Genomic DNA, 17,959 nt, shown 5'->3' on the forward strand with positions numbered 1-17,959 from the left:
ATGGCCAGGCTGGTGGGGTGGGGGGGGGCGAGTACGGGGTGGGGGGTGGGGTGGGGTTGTGGGTGGTCGCGCTGTCCCCCGCGCCCCTTTGGGGGCGCGGGGCCGGCGGTTACTCCACGCCGATCAGCAGCAGAGCGCCCTGGCGGCCGCCCCGGTACACGACCGTGTCGACGGCCAGGTAGGACTCCCTGACGCGGGCTTCGAGGTGGGCCGCGATCGTGTCGGGGGCGTCGTCGCCGAGGACCAGGGTGACCATTTCGCCGCCCGCCGCGAGCATGCGGTTCAGGACGGCCTCGGCGGTGGCCGTGATGTCGGAGCCGATGACGGCGACGTCGCCCTCGATGAGGCCGAGGATGTCGCCGGCCTGGCAGATGCCGGCCATGGTCCAGGACTGGCGTTCCGCGACCTCGACCTCGGCGTACCGGGTCGCACCGGCGGCCGAGGTCATCGCGACGACGTCCTCGTCGAAGCGCCGCCCGGGCTCGTGCACGGCCAGCGCCGCGATGCCCTGCACCGCGGACCGGGTGGGGATCAGCGCGACCCTGACGCCCTCGGTGCGGGCCTGCTCGGCCGCCGCGGCCGCGGTGTGGCGCAGTTCGGCGTCGTTCGGCAGCAGCACCACCTCGCGCGCGTGGGCCCGTCGTACGGCCTCGACGAGCTCCCCGCTGGCGGGCGGCTCCCCGGGGCGCGCGAGGACGGTGGTGGCCCCCGCCTCGGTGTAGAGCCCCGCGAGGCCCTCTCCGGGGACGACGGCCACGACCGCGCGCTCGGCCCGCTCCCGGACCGGCCTGCTCCCGGCACCCGTCGTGTGCGCGTCGTCCAGCCCGAAGTGCGTGATCCGGATCCGGTACGGCCGCCCGGCCTCGACGCCCGCCTCCACGGCCGCACCGGCGTCGTCGACATGCACGTGGACGTTCCACAGGCCGTCCCCGCCGACCACGACGAGCGAGTCGCCGAGCGCGTCCAGCCGGTCCCGCAGCCGCGTCACCGCCGCGTCCTCCGCCTCCAGGAGGTAGATCACCTCGAAGGCGGGCCCGCCCTCGTCGGGAGCGGGGGTTCCGTCCGCGCACTCCCCCACCTCTTCGAGGGGTTCCGTCACAGCGGAGTCCACGCGCGCGTGCGGCTCCGTGGCGTCCGGACCCACCCCCACGCGCGCGTGCCCCGCGAGAACCGGCACCGCCGACGCGGCGGGTGCCTCGCCCGTGAACGTCTCCACCAGGGCCCCCAGCACGGCCACGAGGCCACGTCCGCCCGCGTCGACCACTCCGGCCCGCTCCAGGACCGCCAGCTGCCCGGGAGTCGCCGCGAGCGCCGCCCGCGCGCCCTCGTACGCCGCGCGCGCGACCGCCCCGCAGTCGCCCTCGGCGCCGGAGGCCGCGTCGGCGGCGGCGGAGGCGACCGTGAGGACGGTGCCCTCGACCGGGTGCACGACGGCCTGCCTGGCCGCGTCGGCCGCGCGCCGGAGGGCGAGCCCCAGTCCCTGCCCGTCGGTGTGTGTCGCGTCACTGTCGGCGGCGAGCACCTGGGCCATGCCCCTCAGGAGCTGCGCGAGGATCGTCCCGGAGTTCCCCCGGGCCCCTATGAGCGCGCCGTGCGCCATCGCGTGCACCACGTCGGCGAGGGCGGGCCCCTCGGGCGCCCGGCCGCCCGCAAGCGCGGCGTGACCGGCGAAGACGGCCTCGACCGCCGCGGCCGCCGACTCCACGGTCAGGTACAGATTGGTGCCGGTGTCCCCGTCCGCCACGGGATACACATTGATCGCGTCGATCTCCTCGCGCGCGCGGCCGAGTGCCCGCAGCGCGAAGTCGCACCATGCACGCACCGCGGACGCGTCCAGTCTCTGCGGCACCTGCGCCTCCTTGAGCAGCCGAACGTCCGACGCAGCGTAGACCCCGGTCAGGTCCCCACCGGAAGAGGGCCGGGCCAGGTCCCCGGGCCGACCATGGTAGTTTCGTTGTACGGACGCAGTCGTTGTATGCTGCTCCGGTTGCCCGATCCCATCGGGCCTTCCTCCTGGCACCGCCACTCAGATCCTAGATCTTGATCCCGGCATGCCGGGATCATCCGTAAGAGCATCTGAAGTCTTTGGAGTGACCCGTGGCTGCCAACTGCGACGTCTGCGGCAAGGGGCCGGGCTTCGGCAACAACATCTCGCACTCTCACCGCCGTACGCCCCGTCGCTGGAACCCGAACATCCAGCGCGTTCGTACCGTGGTGGGCGGGACGCCGAAGCGCGTGAACGCTTGCACCTCGTGCATCAAGGCCGGCAAGGTCTCGCGCTGACGATCTGCTAGCGCGCGGCCACTGCTGGTTCGCTGCTCAAAGCCGGTCCACTTCACGGTGGACCGGCTTTTTGCTGTGCCCGCAGAGTTCGCTGAGCCGGCCGAGTCCGCTGAGCCCGCTGAGTCCGCAGACCGGCGTGCGGCTGCCTCGCCTGCGGACGTAAACGATTGCGCAAGCGTTTACGCGCCGCCCGTCCCGAACCGCCAGCCATGATCCACCGGCCCGATCCCGCCGCCGAGCGCGAAGCCGCCCGCGATCGCCCCGGTGACGTACTCCTTCGCCGCCGCGACCGCCGCCGGCACCGCCTGCCCCTTCGCGAGCCCCGAAGCGATGGCGCTCGCGAGGGTGCACCCCGTGCCGTGCGTGTGCCGGTTGTCGAACCGGGGAGCGCGCAGCCAGTGCTCCTCCGAGCCGTCCGTGAGGAAGTCGACGGCGTCCCCGCTGAGGTGACCGCCCTTGATCAGCACCCACGTCGGCCCGTACGCCAGCACAGCCGCCGCTGCGCGCCGCATCCCGTCCTCCGACTCGACCTCCACACCCGTCAGCTGGGCCACCTCGTCGAGGTTCGGCGTCGCCACCGTGGCGACGGGCAGCAGCTTGGTGCGTACGGAATCCAGTGCGGACGCGGCGAGCAGCGAGTCGCCGTGCTTGGAGACGCCGACCGGGTCGACGACGGAGGGCACGGCCGTGCCCCCGATCAACTCGGCGACGGTCTCGACGAGTTCGGCCGAGGAGAGCATGCCGGTCTTCACCGCGTCGACTCCGATGTCGTCGACCACGCTGCGGTACTGCGCGCGCACCGCCTCCACCGGCAGTTCCCAAGCGCCTTGTACGCCGAGGGAGTTCTGCGCGGTGACGGCGGTGAGCACGCTCATGCCGTGCACGCCGAGCGCGAGCATCGTCTTCAGGTCGGCCTGGATCCCGGCGCCGCCACCGGAGTCGGAGCCGGCGACCGTCAGCACCCTGGGCGGGGCACTCGCACGGGACGAGGCACTCATGACTCGATGTCCGCGAAGTGGTCCCAGCCGCCCTTGCTGGTCCACGGCGCCCCGTCGACCGTGACCTGCGGCAGCGCCGACGGGTTGAGGACCTCGCCGATCACCTTCCAGCGGGCGGGCAGTTTCACGTCCGGCGGGAAGGTCGCCACGATCGCGTGGTCCTCTCCCCCGGTGAGCACCCACTGGAGGGGGTCGACGCCGACGGCCTGACCGATGTCGTTCATCTGCGAGGGGATGTCGACGGCGCCGGAGCGGACGTCGATACGTACCTTGCTGGCCTCGGCGATGTGCCCGAGGTCGGCGATCAGCCCGTCGCTGACGTCCGTCATCGAGGTCGCGCCGAGCCCGGCGGCCGCGGGGCCCGCGTGGTACGGCGGTTCCGGACGCCGGTGCGCCTCCACGAAGGCGCGCGGCGAGCGGAAGCCGCGGGAGAGCACGGCGTGCCCTGCCGCGGACCAGCCCAGCCAGCCCGTCACGGCCACCACGTCACCGGGCCGGGCACCCGCGCGCGTGACCGGCTCGTGGTTGCGCAGATCGCCGAGCGCGGTGATCGCCACGGTGATCGTGTCGCCGCGTACGACATCGCCGCCGACCACGGCCGCGCCGGCGACCTGGCACTCGTCGCGGATGCCGTCCATCAGCTCGGACGGCCAGGTGGCCGGGAGTTCCGCCGGGACGACCAGGCCGAGCAGCAGCGCGGTCGGCACGGCGCCCATCGCGGCGATGTCCGCGAGGTTCTGCGCGGCCGCCTTGCGGCCGACGTCGTACGCCGTGGACCAGTCGCGACGGAAGTGCCGGCCCTCCAGGAGGATGTCGGTGCTCGCCACGACCCTGCGGTCGGGGGCGGCCACCACGGCGGCGTCGTCGCCCGGCCCGACGCGTACCGCCGGAGTGGTGGTGAGCCGTGAGGTGAGCTCCTTGATGAGCCCGAACTCCCCCAACTCGCCCACGGTGCCCTTCATCGTTGTACGTCTCCTTTTGTTGCTGCGTCCGCCCGGTCGCGGGCCGCCTCCGACCTGGGTACGGTCGATTCGACCGTCAACCTGCGCGGTCCGTGCACCCCTTCGCGGGGGCCCCTGCCCCCGCGGGTCTCCCCGCGGCGCGCGGCGACGCGATACCGTGGCGTTCCTTTTCCCCACATGATCCTCGTGGCCGCCCTGGAGGTTCCGTGGTACAGGCGTACATCCTGATCCAGACGGAGGTCGGCAAAGCGTCGACCGTCGCCGAAATGATCAGCAAGATACAAGGGGTGATCCAGGCCGAGGATGTGACAGGACCGTACGACGTGATCGTGCGGGCCCAAGCCGACACAGTGGACGATCTCGGCCGCATGGTGGTCGCGAAGGTCCAGCAAGTGGACGGCATCACGCGTACGCTGACCTGCCCGGTCGTGCACCTGTAGCCCCCGTCTACCCTTGGCCGGTGGACTTCTTCCGTCACCGGCGCTTCTCTCGTCCCGGGCTGCCCGCCCTCGTTCTGCTGATCGCGGCCGCAGGCTGCTCCTCAGCAGACGACAACACCCGGACCGCGGTTCCCAGTCCGGGCACGAAGGCCACCGAGCTGTGTCAGAACCTGGACAAGTCGCTGCCGGCGAAGGTGGACGGACTCGACCGGGAGGATCCCGAGCCCCGGTCCGCGCTGACCGCGGGCTGGGGAAGCCCGGCGATCATACTGCGCTGTGGTGTACAGCGGCCGCCCAAGATGGTCGACCCCAAGGTCGCCGAGGGCGGTGACCCGGACGCGGTCGGCGGCGGGGTGAACGGGGTGGGCTGGCTGATGGAGAAGCGGGACGACGGGGCGAGCCGCTTCACCTCCGCTCAGCGTCTGGCGTATGTCGAGGTCACTGTGCCGGAGGGGGTGGACACGTCCTCTGTGCTTGTCGACTTGGCCGGGGCCATCAAGAAGGCGATCCCCGAGGGGATTGCGGACTGAGGCGACCGGTGGTTCTTTGACTGCGGGTCCATCGTGGCTGGTCGCGCAGTTCCCCGCGCCCCCAAGAAGCCCCCGGCACCCTCAGAAGAAGGGAGCCCGGTCTAGCGCAGGCCCGTGGGCCTGCGCAGGGCCGCCTGGATCAGGCGGTCGACCAGTTCCGGGTAGGGCACTCCCGTCGCCTCCCACATCTGCGGGTACATGGAGATCGGCGTGAAGCCGGGCATGGTGTTGATCTCGTTGATGACGAAGGTGCCGTCCTCGGTGAGGAAGAAGTCCGCGCGGACCAGGCCCTCGCAGGAGGCGGCGTCGAAGGCCTCGACGGCCAGGCGCCTGACCTCGGCGGTCTGTTCGGGGGTCAGCGGGGCGGGCACGAGGCCGGGCGTCGAGTCGATGTACTTCGCCTCGAAGTCGTAGTAGTCGTGCGACTGCACCGGCGGGATCTCGGCCGGTACGGAGGCCCGCGGGCCGTCCTCGAACTCCAGGACCCCGCACTCGATCTCGCGGCCGCGCAGCAGCGCCTCCACGAGGAACTTCGGGTCGTGCTGCCGGGCCGCCGCGATCGCCTCGTCCAGGCCGGACAGGTCGTCGACCTTGGTGATGCCGATCGAGGACCCCGCGCGCGCGGGCTTCACGAAGAGCGGCCAGCCGTGCTCCCCCGCGAAGTCGATGATCTTCTTGCGGGCCGCGGACTCGTCGAGCTCCCACTCGCGGGGGCGGATCACCACGTACGGGCCGACCGGCAGCCCGAAGGAGATGAAGACCCGCTTCATGTACTCCTTGTCCTGGCCGACGGCCGAGGCGAGCACGCCCGAGCCGACGTACGGGACGCCGGAGAGCTCCAGGAGGCCCTGGAGGGTGCCGTCCTCGCCGTACGGGCCGTGCAGCATCGGGAAGACGACGTCGACCTCGCCGAGCGCCTTGGGGACCGATCCGGGCTCGCTGTAGACGACTTCGCGGTTGGCGGGGTCGAGGGGCAGGATCACACCGCCCTCGCTCGACTCGGCGAGTTCCTCGACGTCGGGCGTACGACGCTCGGTGATCGCCATCCGCTCCGGTTCGTCCGCGGTGAGCACCCAGCGGCCTTCCCGGGTGATTCCGATCGGCAGGACGTCGTACTTGGTCCGGTCGATGGCCCGCAGTACGGCTCCGGCGGTGACCATGGAGATCCCGTGTTCGGAGCTGCGCCCGCCGAAGACGACGGCCACGCGCGGCTTGCGAGGCGGCTGCTGCTCAGGGCTCTGGGGAAGGTTCTCAGTGCTCATATCGCGTTGAGAGTACCCGTTGGTAAGGCCCTGAGTCAGCGTGCCTCGGCGCGAACCGAGCGCCAGAAAAGGGGAGTGTTGCTCAGCGTCGCTCCGGCTTGGCGCTGCGCGACATCATTTCCTTGAGGGCGACGACCGGGGGCTTGCCGTCGTGGACGATGTCGACGACGGTCTCGGTGACGGGCATGTCGACGCCGTGCCTGCGCGCCAAGTCCAGTACGGATTCACAGGACTTGACGCCCTCGGCGGTCTGCTTGGTGACCGCGATGGTCTCCTGGAGCGTCATGCCCTTGCCGAGGTTGGTGCCGAAGGTGTGGTTGCGCGAGAGCGGCGAGGAGCAGGTCGCCACGAGGTCGCCGAGGCCCGCGAGCCCGGAGAACGTCAGCGGGTCGGCGCCCATGGCGAGGCCGAGCCGGGTCGTCTCCGCCAACCCCCGTGTGATGAGGGACCCCTTGGCGTTGTCGCCGAGCCCCATGCCGTCCGCGATGCCGACGGCGAGACCGATGACGTTCTTGACGGCGCCGCCGAGTTCGCAGCCGACCACGTCGGTGTTCGTGTAGGGGCGGAAGTACGGCGTGTGGCAGGCGGCCTGGAGCCGCTGGGCCACCGCCTCGTCGCTGCACGCGACCACCGCGGCGGCCGGCATGCGGGCGGCGATCTCACGGGCGAGGTTGGGCCCGGTGACCACGGCGATCCGGTCGGCGCCGACCTTCGCGACGTCCTCGATGACCTCGCTCATCCGCATGGCGGAGCCGAGTTCGACGCCTTTCATGAGGGAGACGAGGACCGTGCCGGGGGCGAGCAGCGGCGCCCAGTCCGCGAGGTTCCCGCGCAGTGTCTGGGAGGGCACGGCGAGCACCGTGAAGTCGGCGTCGTGGGCGGCCTCGGCGGCGTCCGTGGTGGCCCGCAGGTTCTCCGGGAGTTCGATGCCCGGCAGGTAGTCGGGGTTCGTGTGGGTGGAGTTGACCGCTTCGGCGAGCTCGGCCCGCCGTCCCCACAGCGTCACGTCGCACCCGGCGTCGGCGAGCACCATGCCGAAGGCCGTGCCCCACGATCCGGTCCCGAAAACGGCCGCCTTGACGGGCTTGCCGGATGTCGTCACTTGCCGTGCCCCTTTTCGTGCTCAACCTCGGTCATTTCCCGCACGGCGTTCTCCGGCGCGGTGTTTCCCTGCGCCGCTTTCTCCTGCACAGCGGTTTCCTGCTCTTCCTGCGGCCGTGCCTCTTCCTTGCCCCGCGTCCTGCGCCGCTGCTCGATGCGCACCTGGCGCGGGTCGTACGGCGTCGCGGGCGCCTTCTCACCGCGGATCAGCTCCAGCTGGGCGGTGATCGCGGCCATGATGACCTCGGTCGCCTCCTTCAGGAGGTCGGGGGTCATCTCCTTGCCGTAGAAGCGCGAGAGGTCCACGGGCGGGCCCGCGAGCACCTGGTGCGTCTTGCGCGGCAGGAGGTCGGGCTTCTTGGCGTACGGGGCCAGCAGGTGGTTGGCGCCCCACTGGGCCACCGGAATCACCGGGCACCTGGTCTGCAACGCGACCCGCGCGGCACCCGTCTTGCCGGTCATCGGCCACAGGCCGGGGTCGCGGGTCAGGGTGGCCTCGGGATAGAACGCGACGCACTCCCCGCGCTCCACGGCGTCGATCGCGGCTCGGTAGGCGCTGAGCGCGTCGGTGCTCTCGCGGTACACCGGGATCTGCCCGGTCCCGCGCATGGCCGCCCCGACGAAGCCCTTCTTGAAAAGACTGCTCTTGGCGAGGAATCTCGGAACACGGCCCGTGTTGTACTGAAAGTGCCCGTACGCGAACGGATCCACGTGGGAATTGTGGTTCACCGCGGTGATAAATCCGCCCTCGGCAGGAATGTTCTCCATTCCGCGCCAGTCCCGCTTGATCAGAACCATCAGCGGCGGTTTGCAGAGAACCGCTGCGAAGCGGTACCAGAAGCCGATTCTGCGGCGGGACACGCGTACACCTTCCTTCTAGGGCCTGGGGGGCCGCACAAGTGTCGCTCCAGGCCGCCGGTCTGTCGAGAACACCGTACGCCCCGGCCACCGGCCCGCCAGGGTGCGCGGGTCACAATGGGCGCGACGAGGGAGGGACGGAGCGCACGTGCAGTGGACCTTGGTCATACCCCTGAAAGCCCTGTCGCGGGCGAAGAGCAGGCTCTCGGACACCGCGGCCGACGGCCTGCGCCCGGGGCTCGCCCTGGCGTTCGCGCAGGACACGGTGGCCGCGGCGCTGGCCTGCCCGGCGGTCGGGGATGTGGCCGTAGTCACGGGCGATGTGCTGGCCGGACGCGAGCTGGCCGCCCTGGGCGCCCGCATCGTCCCGGACGAGCCCGGGGGCGGCCTCAACGCCGCTCTGGCGCACGCCGCCTCGGTCGTACGCGCCCGAAGCCCGCAAAGTCCGCTGGCGGCTCTGAACGCCGATCTGCCCGCACTGCGCCCTCTTGAATTGGCCCGGGTCCTCGACGCGGCCGCCGAATTCCCCCGCGCTTTCCTTCCGGACGCCGCCGGAATCGGTACCACTCTCCTGGCCGCGTCCCCGAACCGCGAATTGCTCCCCGCATTCGGCCCCGATTCCCGCTCCCGCCACCGAGCCTCGGGCGCCGCGGAACTCCTCCTGCCCGACGTGCCCTCCGTACGCCAGGACGTGGACACGGGCGCGGACCTCCGAGCGGCATTGACACTTGGAGTGGGCCCGCGCACGGCGGCGGTGGTCGAGCGCCTCAAAGCCGCGTAAGCGGCTTTGAGGGGCGCGGGGAACTGCGCGACCAGCCCACGACCACCCGCGCATACACACCGCCCTCGGATCCCCGCCCAGAACAAACCGCATACCCTTCCCCCATGCAGGCGACCGCGTACACATACGACCCAGAAACCCGCACAGGCCAGGTACTGCTGGACGACGGCACCCCCGTCCCCTTCGACGCCCCGGCGTTCGACAAGGGCGGCCTCCGACTGCTCCGCCCGGGTCAACGCGTGCGGATCGAGGTCGAGAGCGGGGCCAGCGAGGACACGGCCCGGCGCATCACACTGATCACACTGCAAACGTTCTGAACACGCCGCGGGCCGGGCTCCCCAGGGGGAGCCCGGCCCGGCGCGTGAGGATCCCAGCGCCCCTGTCTACCTGCGGGCGGTGGCCTTCTTGGCGGTGGTCTTGCGGGCCGCCGACTTCTTGGCCGGCGCCTTCTTCGCCGCGGCCTTCTTCGCCGGGGCCTTCTTGGCCGCCGCCTTCTTGGCGGTGGTCTTCTTGGCCGTGGCCTTCTTGGCGGCCGCCGAGGTCTTCTTGGCGGTCGTCTTCTTGGCCGTCGCCGTGGTCTTCTTGGCCGTCGTCTTCTTCGCGACGGTCCTCTTGGCGGTGGTCTTCTTGGCCGCCGCCTTCTTCGCGGTGGCCTTCTTCGCGGCGGCCTTCTTGACCGTTGCGGAGGCGCCGCCGGACAGGCTGCCCTTGGGGGCCTTCTTGACCGCGACCTCGCCACCGCGCGGCAGCTTCTTCGAGCCGCTCACCAGGTCCTTGAAGCCCTGGCCCGCACGGAAGCGCGGCACCGAGGTCTTCTTGACCCGAACGCGCTCCCCGGTCTGCGGGTTGCGGGCGTAACGGGCCGGACGGTCCACCTTCTCGAAGGAACCGAAGCCGGTGACCGAGACCCGGTCCCCGCTGACAACTGCACGCACGATGGCGTCCAGTACGGCGTCGACCGCTTCCGCGGCCTGCTGACGCCCGCCGACCTTGTCGGCAATCGCTTCTACGAGCTGCGCCTTGTTCACGTCTTCCCCTTCGGAGACATTGCCAGAACGAAAGTGTTCAAGCTTTTTCGCACGTTAGGCAGATATATACCGCAAATCAAACACGAAACGGGCTAATCACCCTTGTGCCGCAACGAACTGGGGCTGTCGCGAAGTTCCTCAGCGTTCCTCTTCGGGGATTCGGCCCTCGTCGAGGTCCGTCGTGAACCGCTCCAGCCGCCTTGTCGCATCGGCGAGATCGTGCTTGGCCACGGCCGTAATGACCAGCAGCTTCCGGGTCAGCGCCATCCGTACGCCCTCCGGGACTTGCAGTGCGCGCACCCTTGTGTGCGCTTCCTTGAGTTGGGACGCGACTGCCGCATAGAGCTCGAGTTGGCCGTCGTGTTCCATGCACAGATTGTGCCATCTGGGGCGAGTTGTCGCCTGCGCAGGGGGTAACTACCGCCTCCCGAGGGCCTCCCACGCACCTCCCCACAAGGCTCTGCCGAGAGTCGGCTACCCCACCAAAGCCCCTTGAAACAAGGGCAGTTGAGGCCAATCACAAAGGCCTGAACACCCCTTCCGGAGGCAGACACAGATGTACCCCCAACCGTCCACGATTGGGGGTACAGAGGCCTGTTGCGCTGGCTGGAATCAGCCTTGTGGGGTGCGACTCCGATCGGGTCCGAAGGGGTTTGGAGCCCCGAAGGCGATCACACCTGAACGGTCCGCGGCTTGTGGGAGGGCCGCTTGGACTCGTACGCGGAGATGTCCGCCTCGTTCTGCAGGGTGATGGAGATGTCGTCCAGCCCGTTCAGCAGCCGCCAGCGGGCGTTCTCGTCGAGTTCGAAGGGGGCCGTGATGCCCTCGGCGCGCACCTCACGGGCCTCCAGGTCGACCGTGACCGGGGCCTTCGGGTCCTGCTCGGTGAGCTCCTGCAGCGCGTCCACGATCTTCTGCTCCAGAACCACTGTGAGCAGGCCGTTCTTGAGCGAGTTGCCACGGAAGATGTCCGCGAAGCGGGACGAGATGACGGCCTTGAAGCCGTAGTTCTGCAGCGCCCAGACGGCGTGCTCGCGCGAGGAACCCGTACCGAAGTCGGGTCCGGCGATCAGGACCGTGGCGCCCGTGCGCTCGGGCTGGTTGAGGACGAAGGAGGAGTCCTTGCGCCAGGCCTCGAAGAGCCCGTCCTCAAAACCGTCCCTGGTCACCTTCTTGAGCCAGTGAGCAGGGATGATCTGGTCGGTGTCGACGTTGCTGCGGCGCAGCGGGACGGCCCGGCCGGTGTGCGTGGTGAATGCTTCCATGACTCTCAGACTCCAGCGGGCGTGCGGGCGGCAGACGACTGGTCGTTCAGGTCGGCGGGAGAGGCCAGATGGCCCAGCACGGCGGTGGCGGCGGCGACCTGCGGCGAGACCAGGTGCGTACGGCCGCCCTTGCCCTGCCTGCCCTCGAAGTTGCGGTTGGAGGTGGACGCGGAGCGCTCGCCCGGGGCCAGCTGGTCGGGGTTCATGCCCAGACACATCGAGCAGCCCGCGTGCCGCCATTCGGCGCCGGCCTCCTTGAAGACCAGGTCCAGGCCCTCGGAGACGGCCTGCAGACCGACGCGCGCGGAGCCGGGGACCACCAGCATCCGTACGCCGTCGGCGACTTTGCGGCCCTCGACGATCGAGGCGGCCGCGCGCAGGTCCTCGATACGGCCGTTGGTGCACGAACCTACGAAGACGGTGTCGACCTTGATGTCGCGCAGCGGCTGTCCGGCCTCCAACCCCATGTATTCCAGGGCCTTTTCGGCGGCGAAGCGCTCCGAAGCGTCTTCGTACGAAGCCGGGTCGGGGACGGACGCCGAAAGCGGCGCTCCCTGGCCGGGGTTGGTGCCCCAGGTGACGAACGGCGCGAGGGAGGCGCCGTCGATGACGACCTCGGCGTCGAATTCCGCGTCCTCGTCCGTCTTCAGGGTCTTCCAGTACGCGACGGCGGCGTCCCAGTCCTCGCCCTCGGGGGCGTGGGCGCGGCCCTTGATGTACGCGAAGGTGGTCTCGTCGGGGGCGATCATGCCCGCGCGGGCGCCGGCCTCGATCGACATGTTGCAGATGGTCATGCGGGCCTCCATCGAGAGTTTCTCGATGGCGGAGCCGCGATACTCCAGGATGTAGCCCTGGCCGCCGCCCGTACCGATCTTGGTGATGATCGCCAGGATCAGGTCCTTGGCCGTGACGTCCTCGGGCAGTTCGCCGTCGACCGTGATGGCCATGGTCTTGGGGCGGGCCAGCGGCAGCGTCTGGGTGGCCAGCACGTGCTCGACCTGGGAGGTGCCGATGCCGAACGCGAGCGCGCCGAAGGCGCCGTGCGTGGAGGTGTGGGAGTCACCGCACACGACCGTGGTGCCGGGCTGGGTCAGGCCCAGCTGCGGGCCCACGACGTGCACGACACCCTGCTCGACGTCGCCCAGCGAGTGCAGGCGCACGCCGAACTCGGCGGCGTTCTTGCGCAGCGTCTCCAGCTGGACGCGGGAGACCGGGTCCGCGATGGGCTTGTCGATGTCGAGGGTCGGGGTGTTGTGATCCTCGGTCGCGATGGTGAGGTCGAGACGGCGCACGGGGCGGCCTGCCTGACGGAGGCCGTCGAATGCCTGCGGGCTGGTCACCTCGTGCAGCAGGTGCAGATCGATGAAGAGAAGGTCGGGCTCGCCCTCCGCGCGCCGGACGACGTGGTCGTCCCAGACCTTCTCCGCGAGTGTCCTACCCATCGCTTTCCCTCCGGCCGGCCTGTGTGGCGCCGGCCCAACTAGAGATTTCCGATGCGGCGCGCCCGTACCCCTCATACCGGGAGCCCTCCGCCGGGCCCGTTGGTCCGCGGGCCGCTGTACCTACCAGGGTGGCGCGTTCCACGGAAAATTGAACTTGCGTTTCACAGAGTGAGACGCGAGTATCGTTTCATGGACAACAGTAGCGGCGTCGGCGTTCTGGACAAGGCAGCCCTTGTCCTGAGCGCCCTGGAGTCCGGTCCGGCCACCCTCGCAGGGCTGGTCGCGGCAACCGGGCTGGCACGACCCACGGCACATCGCCTCGCCGTGGCACTTGAACACCACCGGATGGTGGCGCGCGACATGCAGGGCCGCTTCATTCTCGGCCCCCGCCTCGCCGAGCTGGCCGCGGCCGCGGGCGAGGACCGCCTCCTCGCGACGGCGGGCCCGGTGCTCACCCACCTCCGCGACATCACGGGCGAGAGCGCGCAGCTCTACCGCCGCCAGGGCGACATGCGCATCTGCGTCGCCGCGGCCGAGCGCCTGTCGGGCCTCAGGGACACGGTCCCGGTCGGCTCGACGCTCACCATGAAAGCCGGCTCCTCGGCCCAGATCCTGATGGCCTGGGAGGAGCCGGAGCGTCTGCACCGCGGCCTCCAGGGCGCCCGCTTCACGGCGACGGCCCTGTCGGGTGTACGGCGCCGGGGCTGGGCCCAGTCGATCGGCGAGCGCGAGCCGGGCGTCGCGTCCGTCTCGGCCCCCGTGCGCGGACCGTCGAACCGGGTGGTCGCCGCCGTCTCGGTCTCCGGACCGATCGAGCGCCTCACGCGTCACCCCGGCCGGATGCACGCCCAGGCGATCATCGACGCGGCCACCCGTCTCTCGGAGGCTCTGCGCCGCACCGGCTGATGCGCGTCGCAGACTGACGCCCGATTCGACTTCCTCCCGCCGGTCGCTTCAACGCCGCAGCGACCGACCGGAGTTGACATCGACCCGGCGCTCAACACGAAGAAGCCCTCCCCATGCTGGGGAGGGCTTCTTCGATGACGTACCCCCGACCGGATTCGAACCGGCGCTACCGCCTTGAGAGGGCGGCGTGCTAGGCCGCTACACAACGGGGGCCCAGGATCTTGCGTTTCCGCAGATCCGAGCTGGTCTACCAGGACTCGAACCTAGAATGACGGTACCAGAAACCGTAGTGTTGCCAATTACACCATAGACCAATGTGGTTCATACCAGTTCGTACCCCCGACCGGATTCGAACCGGCGCTACCGCCTTGAGAGGGCGGCGTGCTAGGCCGCTACACAACGGGGGCCCTAGCGATCCTGCATGAGAATCAGTGGGTGCGACCCGGACTGTCTCCCTGGGAAGGATCTGTACCCCCGACCGGATTCGAACCGGCGCTACTGCCTTGAGAGGGCAGCGTGCTAGGCCGCTACACAACGGGGGCTTTGCGGAGTTGATCTCCGCAGTTGCAGATGAGCTCTGCGAGCTGGCCTACCAGGACTCGAACCTAGACTAACGGAACCAGAAACCGTCGTGCTGCCAATTACACCATAGGCCACTGAAACACAAACCCCCGCAGGGATCCTGCTTTAGCGTGCGCCTCCGGTCCGGCCTTTCGGCCCGCTCTCCGGCGGCGCAGGAAGAACATTACCTGAAGGTGGACGGCGCTCCAAAACGGGTATGGGGCCGGAGGATCGCGGGGAGTTCGGCCAGCGAGGCGATCCGGCGCAGGCCGGTGAGCCGATCCGGCACCCCGCCCGGTGCGGCGTCGGGGTCCGGGGCCGTGACGGCTCTCACGCCCCCGCGGTCGATCCAGACCGAGAACATTCCCGCGTCGGCCGCGCCCTGTCCGTCGATCTCCGGGTGGTCCCCGACGTACGCGACATGGTGCGGCGGCAGCTCCAGGGCCTCGCAGGCCGCGTGGAACGCCTCCGCCGCGGGCTTCGAGACACCCAGCTCGGCCGCGCAGAGCACGGACTCGAACCGGTCCCGTACGCCGAGAACCCGCAGCTTGTGGTCCTGGACGCGGATGCTGGAGTTCGACAGCACGGCGTGGCGGTGGCTGCCGGCCAGGGTGTCGAGGACGGGCAGGACGTCCGGGAAGAGCGCCCAGGCCGCCTCGTAGTGCCCGAGATACCGGAGGAACCAGTCCTCCGCCTCCGGGTCGGTGAGGGGCTTGTCCAGAAAGGCCCGCACCCGGTCCCGGCGGCCCTGCTCCCAGTCCACCTCCCCCGCCGCGTACCTCGCCCACTGCTGGTCGGTGAGGTCGCGCCAGTGGCCGAGGGCCTGCTCGACGGAGGCGTACCCGTCGAGCAGGCCCTCGGCCGCGAGATGTTCGCGCATGCCGGCCCGGTCGGCCGTGGTGTAGTCGAAGATCGTGTCGTCCACGTCCCAGACCACGGCTCTGATCGTCATGGTTCGACGGTACCGGCAGCCCGGGCCCCGGCTGGGGGTTCGGGGGTTATCCCCCGAAGAATGCAGTCTCCACGTCCCAGACCACGGCTCTGATCGTCATGGTTCGACGGTAACCCGGTGCCGGTGGGCGCGTCCTTCAGTTGACGGTGGTCGTGCCGGTCAGGGCGAGGTCGGGGCCCTGGCCGTCGCGGGCCTTGGCGGTCAGGCGCCAGGTGTACGTTCCCGCGACCCGGTTGCCGTCGCCCCAATTGCCGTCCCAGGAGGCGCGGACGGCGGCGGCCGTGGAGTCGCCGGTGAGGTTGCGGACGACGTTGCCGCTCGCGTTGGTCAGGGTCAGGGTCCACGTCGAGGGCTTGCTCAACTGCCAGACGGGCTGCCAGGGGTCCTGGGTGGTGGGGCCCGCGGCGGCGTCGGTCTGCGCCTCCATCTGTGCGAGCGGCGAGGTGGGGACGCCCGCGGTGACGAGCGCCACCTGGCCCTGGGCGGTGAGGTACGCGACGTTGCCGCCGAAGCGGTCGACGGCCCAGCGGCCGGTGTTGCCGCCGGTGTTCTGGTCCACGGTGGGCAGCACGGCCGCGGTCCGGGTGGTCGCCGTACCGGTGTGGAAGTCCGTGAGCAGCAGCTCGTGGCTGGTGCGGTCCTCACGGACGAGGTAGCCGTCGGCGAGCCGGGACGGGCCGGCCGGGACCGTGATGTTCCGGCCCGTGGCCCGGTCGTGGACGCCGGCGGGTCCGGCGCTGCCGCAGTTCCAGTAGAGCCAGGTGTTGACGGCCTGGATCTCGCTGGGGGTGCAGGGGGCGCCGGTGTTCACGGTGGCGACGTTCCGCTTGGCCTTGAGGTCGTACGCGACGACGCTGCCCTGGGTGGTGCCGGGAGTCCACAGGCGCTGGCCCCAGATCGCGGCGGCGCTGCGGGTGCGGTCGAGCGCGGTCTCGCCGTCGGCTCCGCGGGGGAAGTCGGCGATCTTCTGGGTGGCGGGGGTTCCGCCGTTGTAGAGGACATAGCGGCCGGTGCCGGTGCCGATGCGGCCGCCGGCGGAGCCGGTGGGTTCGGTGCGGAAGGTGTCGGTGTCCCCGGCGACGTGCACCGACTCCTTGCCGTCCGAGTAGGTGTAGAGGTAGGCGAAGCGGCCGTCGCCGAGGGCCTCCACCTGGGGGCAGGCGGCGTCGCCGCCGAGGCACGGCGAGGAGCCGATGAACGGGCTGCGGCGGACCTGGCTGCCGGTGGGCTTGCCCGTGGGGTCCAGCGGCACGGCGTACGCGGCGTCCCAGCCAGGGGTGGGGGTGGCGTTGCCGAACATCAGGAGTTCGCCGCCCGCGACCATCAGGCCGTCGACCTTGGCCCGGACGGGCGGCACCGTGAACACGGGCTGGGCCGAGACGTCCCCGCCGCCGGCGGGCAGGACGCGGTACACGTGGAAGTCGCTGGCCGTGGCACCGGCCGTGGCGAGCAGGCCGCCGTCCGGGGTGGCGCGGAAGGCGCCGTCCGCGTCGGCGAGGACCGTGCGCTTGGCGCCGGTGGCGAGCGAGGTGGCGGTGAGCGCCTCGTCGGCGGGCGAGGAGATGAAGTCCGGGTCTCCGCTGAGGAGTTGGTCGCCGACGACCGCGAGGGGCTTGGCCGGGAAGCTCACCGTGGCGGGTGCGGTGCCGGGCTCCGAGTCCACCCGGATCGCCTTGCGGTTCACCACGAGCCAGCTGTCGTTGAAGGTGATCGACTGTTCGGAGCCGACGCCACCGACGTACGTACGGAAGGTGCCGTCCGCGAGGTCGACGAGGCCCACCGAGGAGGTGCCGTCCAGGGTGTAGGTGACGGCGAGGCGGCGGACCGAGCCGCCGGTCGCGTAGGTGCCGGTGGGCTGGGCGCCGGACGGCAGGCCGGTGACCGCGAGGTCGGTGGTGGTGCCGTCGGCTGCGGCTCGCAGCACGTGCAGGGCACCGTCGGCGTCCTGGGTGAGCACGCTCCAGCCGGACGCCGCCCGGTAGGTCTGGCCCGTCGGGATCGTGACGGTGGCGGTCGTGCCGGTGGAGCGGTGCTTCTGGGTGACGGTGCCCGACGTCCCGGTGTTCTGGACGTCGGTGCCGGTGGCCAGGTCGTCGGGGCCCGCGTGCGCCGGCGGTGTGACGCCGGGGTACTCGGCCCACTGGAGGTTGCCCGCGTTGCCCAGCGCGTACTGGAATCCGGAGGCCCCCACCCAGCCGTACCGGACGTCGACCGGGTTGATGTGGTTCAACTGCGTGGTGGCAACCGGGGTGTCGGCGTTCGGCGCGGCCTGGGCCGGTGCGGTCAGCACGGCCCCCGACAACGCCATCGCCCCGCCTACAGCGATTCCCACAAGTCTTCGTGAACGGGTCACGTTCCCCTCCCCTGAAACATCGTGAACACACGCATCATGTGCGCCCGAAACATCCAATGTCCGCCGGAAGAGCGGGAGTTGACCGGAGAGGTGAACTCCGGGTGTCGACTCCGTGTACGCGAGAGGGGCGGCGTCCGAACCCGGCGCCCCCCCGCAGTGTGTTGGGTGTGTGACCGCCCGCCCAGCGGGTGAGCATCGCCACCGCCCCCGAGAAAAAGGGCCACGGCATAAACAATC

The 17,959-nt window shown here is 70.5% G+C and carries 18 protein-coding genes and 5 tRNA genes; 6 read left to right on the forward strand and 17 right to left on the reverse strand.

Translation table 11 applies throughout. The features are described from left to right. Nucleotides 1-109 precede the first annotated feature (109 nt). The gene (locus ACFWXQ_RS42340) at nt 110-1,849 is read right to left on the reverse strand and encodes a DAK2 domain-containing protein (RefSeq protein WP_383954714.1); all 1,740 of its coding nucleotides are present in this window, start codon (nt 1,847-1,849) and stop codon (nt 110-112) included. 248 nt (nt 1,850-2,097) lie between these two features. Between ACFWXQ_RS42340 and rpmB the strand changes: the two genes are divergently transcribed. Beyond that, nucleotides 2,098-2,283, forward strand: coding sequence for a 50S ribosomal protein L28 (gene rpmB, locus ACFWXQ_RS42345; RefSeq protein ID WP_004924906.1), 186 nt, complete (start codon nt 2,098-2,100; stop codon nt 2,281-2,283). A gap of 179 nt (nt 2,284-2,462) precedes the next feature. On the opposite strand, the gene thiD is transcribed toward rpmB, so the two are convergent. Beyond that, on the reverse strand, nt 2,463-3,281 hold the full coding sequence (gene thiD, locus ACFWXQ_RS42350) for a bifunctional hydroxymethylpyrimidine kinase/phosphomethylpyrimidine kinase (RefSeq protein ID WP_383954717.1): 819 nt from the start codon (nt 3,279-3,281) through the stop codon (nt 2,463-2,465). Further along, entirely contained in the window at nt 3,278-4,243 is a 966-nt protein-coding gene (locus tag ACFWXQ_RS42355) for a thiamine-phosphate kinase (RefSeq protein ID WP_383954719.1), read from the reverse strand. The genes thiD and ACFWXQ_RS42355 overlap by 4 nt, the downstream gene beginning before the upstream one ends. A 206-nt stretch (nt 4,244-4,449) precedes the next feature. Between ACFWXQ_RS42355 and ACFWXQ_RS42360 the strand changes: the two genes are divergently transcribed. Both ACFWXQ_RS42360 and ACFWXQ_RS42365 read left to right on the forward strand, forming a co-directional pair. After that, nucleotides 4,450-4,683: an Lrp/AsnC ligand binding domain-containing protein gene (locus ACFWXQ_RS42360; protein WP_055614017.1), complete on the forward strand. Its 234-nt coding sequence runs from the start codon at nt 4,450-4,452 to the stop codon at nt 4,681-4,683. 20 nt (nt 4,684-4,703) lie between these two features. Further along, the gene (locus ACFWXQ_RS42365) at nt 4,704-5,213 is read left to right on the forward strand and encodes a DUF3515 domain-containing protein (protein ID WP_383954721.1); all 510 of its coding nucleotides are present in this window, start codon (nt 4,704-4,706) and stop codon (nt 5,211-5,213) included. 101 nt (nt 5,214-5,314) lie between these two features. Here ACFWXQ_RS42365 and ACFWXQ_RS42370 read toward each other — a convergent pair whose 3' ends face one another. From ACFWXQ_RS42370 to ACFWXQ_RS42380, 3 genes are all read right to left on the reverse strand, one after another. Next, nucleotides 5,315-6,475, reverse strand: a complete 1,161-nt coding sequence (locus ACFWXQ_RS42370) for a D-alanine--D-alanine ligase family protein (RefSeq protein WP_383954723.1) — start codon at nt 6,473-6,475, stop codon at nt 5,315-5,317. 82 nt (nt 6,476-6,557) lie between these two features. Further along, nucleotides 6,558-7,577 carry an NAD(P)H-dependent glycerol-3-phosphate dehydrogenase gene (locus ACFWXQ_RS42375; RefSeq protein WP_383954725.1) on the reverse strand — a complete coding sequence of 340 codons (1,020 nt, stop codon included), beginning with the start codon at nt 7,575-7,577 and terminating at the stop codon, nt 6,558-6,560. After that, nucleotides 7,574-8,437, reverse strand: a complete 864-nt coding sequence (locus ACFWXQ_RS42380; RefSeq protein WP_383954727.1) for a lysophospholipid acyltransferase family protein — start codon at nt 8,435-8,437, stop codon at nt 7,574-7,576. The genes ACFWXQ_RS42375 and ACFWXQ_RS42380 overlap by 4 nt, the downstream gene beginning before the upstream one ends. Before the next feature lie 145 nt (nt 8,438-8,582). On the opposite strand from ACFWXQ_RS42380, the gene cofC reads away from it, so the two are divergent. After that, nucleotides 8,583-9,215, forward strand: coding sequence for a 2-phospho-L-lactate guanylyltransferase (cofC, locus tag ACFWXQ_RS42385; RefSeq protein WP_383954729.1), 633 nt, complete (start codon nt 8,583-8,585; stop codon nt 9,213-9,215). Nucleotides 9,216-9,319: 104 nt separating this feature from the next. Next, the gene (locus ACFWXQ_RS42390; RefSeq protein WP_383954731.1) at nt 9,320-9,532 is read left to right on the forward strand and encodes a hypothetical protein; all 213 of its coding nucleotides are present in this window, start codon (nt 9,320-9,322) and stop codon (nt 9,530-9,532) included. Nucleotides 9,533-9,598: 66 nt separating this feature from the next. Here the strand turns inward: ACFWXQ_RS42390 and ACFWXQ_RS42395 are convergent, their stop codons facing one another. The 4 genes from ACFWXQ_RS42395 to leuC all read right to left on the reverse strand — a co-directional run bounded on the left by ACFWXQ_RS42395 (nt 9,599) and on the right by leuC (nt 12,950). Then, nucleotides 9,599-10,243, reverse strand: a complete 645-nt coding sequence (locus ACFWXQ_RS42395) for an HU family DNA-binding protein (protein WP_383945883.1) — start codon at nt 10,241-10,243, stop codon at nt 9,599-9,601. A 138-nt stretch (nt 10,244-10,381) separates the two neighbouring features. Further along, the gene (locus ACFWXQ_RS42400) at nt 10,382-10,612 is read right to left on the reverse strand and encodes a hypothetical protein (RefSeq protein ID WP_055614012.1); all 231 of its coding nucleotides are present in this window, start codon (nt 10,610-10,612) and stop codon (nt 10,382-10,384) included. 302 nt (nt 10,613-10,914) lie between these two features. Further along, nucleotides 10,915-11,508: a 3-isopropylmalate dehydratase small subunit gene (leuD, locus tag ACFWXQ_RS42405; RefSeq protein WP_383945880.1), complete on the reverse strand. Its 594-nt coding sequence runs from the start codon at nt 11,506-11,508 to the stop codon at nt 10,915-10,917. A gap of 5 nt (nt 11,509-11,513) precedes the next feature. Continuing rightward, entirely contained in the window at nt 11,514-12,950 is a 1,437-nt protein-coding gene (gene leuC, locus ACFWXQ_RS42410; RefSeq protein WP_383945878.1) for a 3-isopropylmalate dehydratase large subunit, read from the reverse strand. Nucleotides 12,951-13,139: 189 nt separating this feature from the next. Here leuC and ndgR point away from each other — a divergent pair, with 189 nt between their 5' ends. Continuing rightward, a complete protein-coding gene (gene ndgR, locus ACFWXQ_RS42415; RefSeq protein WP_189843598.1) occupies nt 13,140-13,856 on the forward strand; it encodes an IclR family transcriptional regulator NdgR in 717 nt (238 codons plus the stop codon). A 140-nt stretch (nt 13,857-13,996) separates the two neighbouring features. On the opposite strand, the gene ACFWXQ_RS42420 is transcribed toward ndgR, so the two are convergent. From ACFWXQ_RS42420 to ACFWXQ_RS42450, 7 genes are all read right to left on the reverse strand, one after another. Beyond that, nucleotides 13,997-14,069 (reverse strand) — tRNA-Glu (locus ACFWXQ_RS42420). Nucleotides 14,070-14,098: 29 nt separating this feature from the next. Beyond that, nucleotides 14,099-14,170 (reverse strand) — tRNA-Gln (locus ACFWXQ_RS42425). A gap of 20 nt (nt 14,171-14,190) precedes the next feature. Next, a tRNA-Glu gene (locus tag ACFWXQ_RS42430) sits at nt 14,191-14,263 on the reverse strand. A gap of 62 nt (nt 14,264-14,325) precedes the next feature. Further along, nucleotides 14,326-14,398, reverse strand: a tRNA-Glu gene (locus tag ACFWXQ_RS42435). A 42-nt stretch (nt 14,399-14,440) separates the two neighbouring features. Beyond that, nucleotides 14,441-14,512, reverse strand: a tRNA-Gln gene (locus tag ACFWXQ_RS42440). Between the two features lie 89 nt (nt 14,513-14,601). Continuing rightward, complete coding sequence (locus tag ACFWXQ_RS42445) at nt 14,602-15,369, reverse strand: HAD family hydrolase (protein ID WP_383945874.1); 768 nt, start codon at nt 15,367-15,369, stop codon at nt 14,602-14,604. 136 nt (nt 15,370-15,505) lie between these two features. Then, on the reverse strand, nt 15,506-17,677 hold the full coding sequence (locus ACFWXQ_RS42450) for a FlgD immunoglobulin-like domain containing protein (protein WP_383945871.1): 2,172 nt from the start codon (nt 17,675-17,677) through the stop codon (nt 15,506-15,508). Between the last annotated feature and the right edge of the window lie 282 nt (nt 17,678-17,959).

Source organism: Streptomyces sp. NPDC058697 (assembly GCF_042715345.1).
Lineage (GTDB): Bacteria > Actinomycetota > Actinomycetes > Streptomycetales > Streptomycetaceae > Streptomyces > Streptomyces liliifuscus.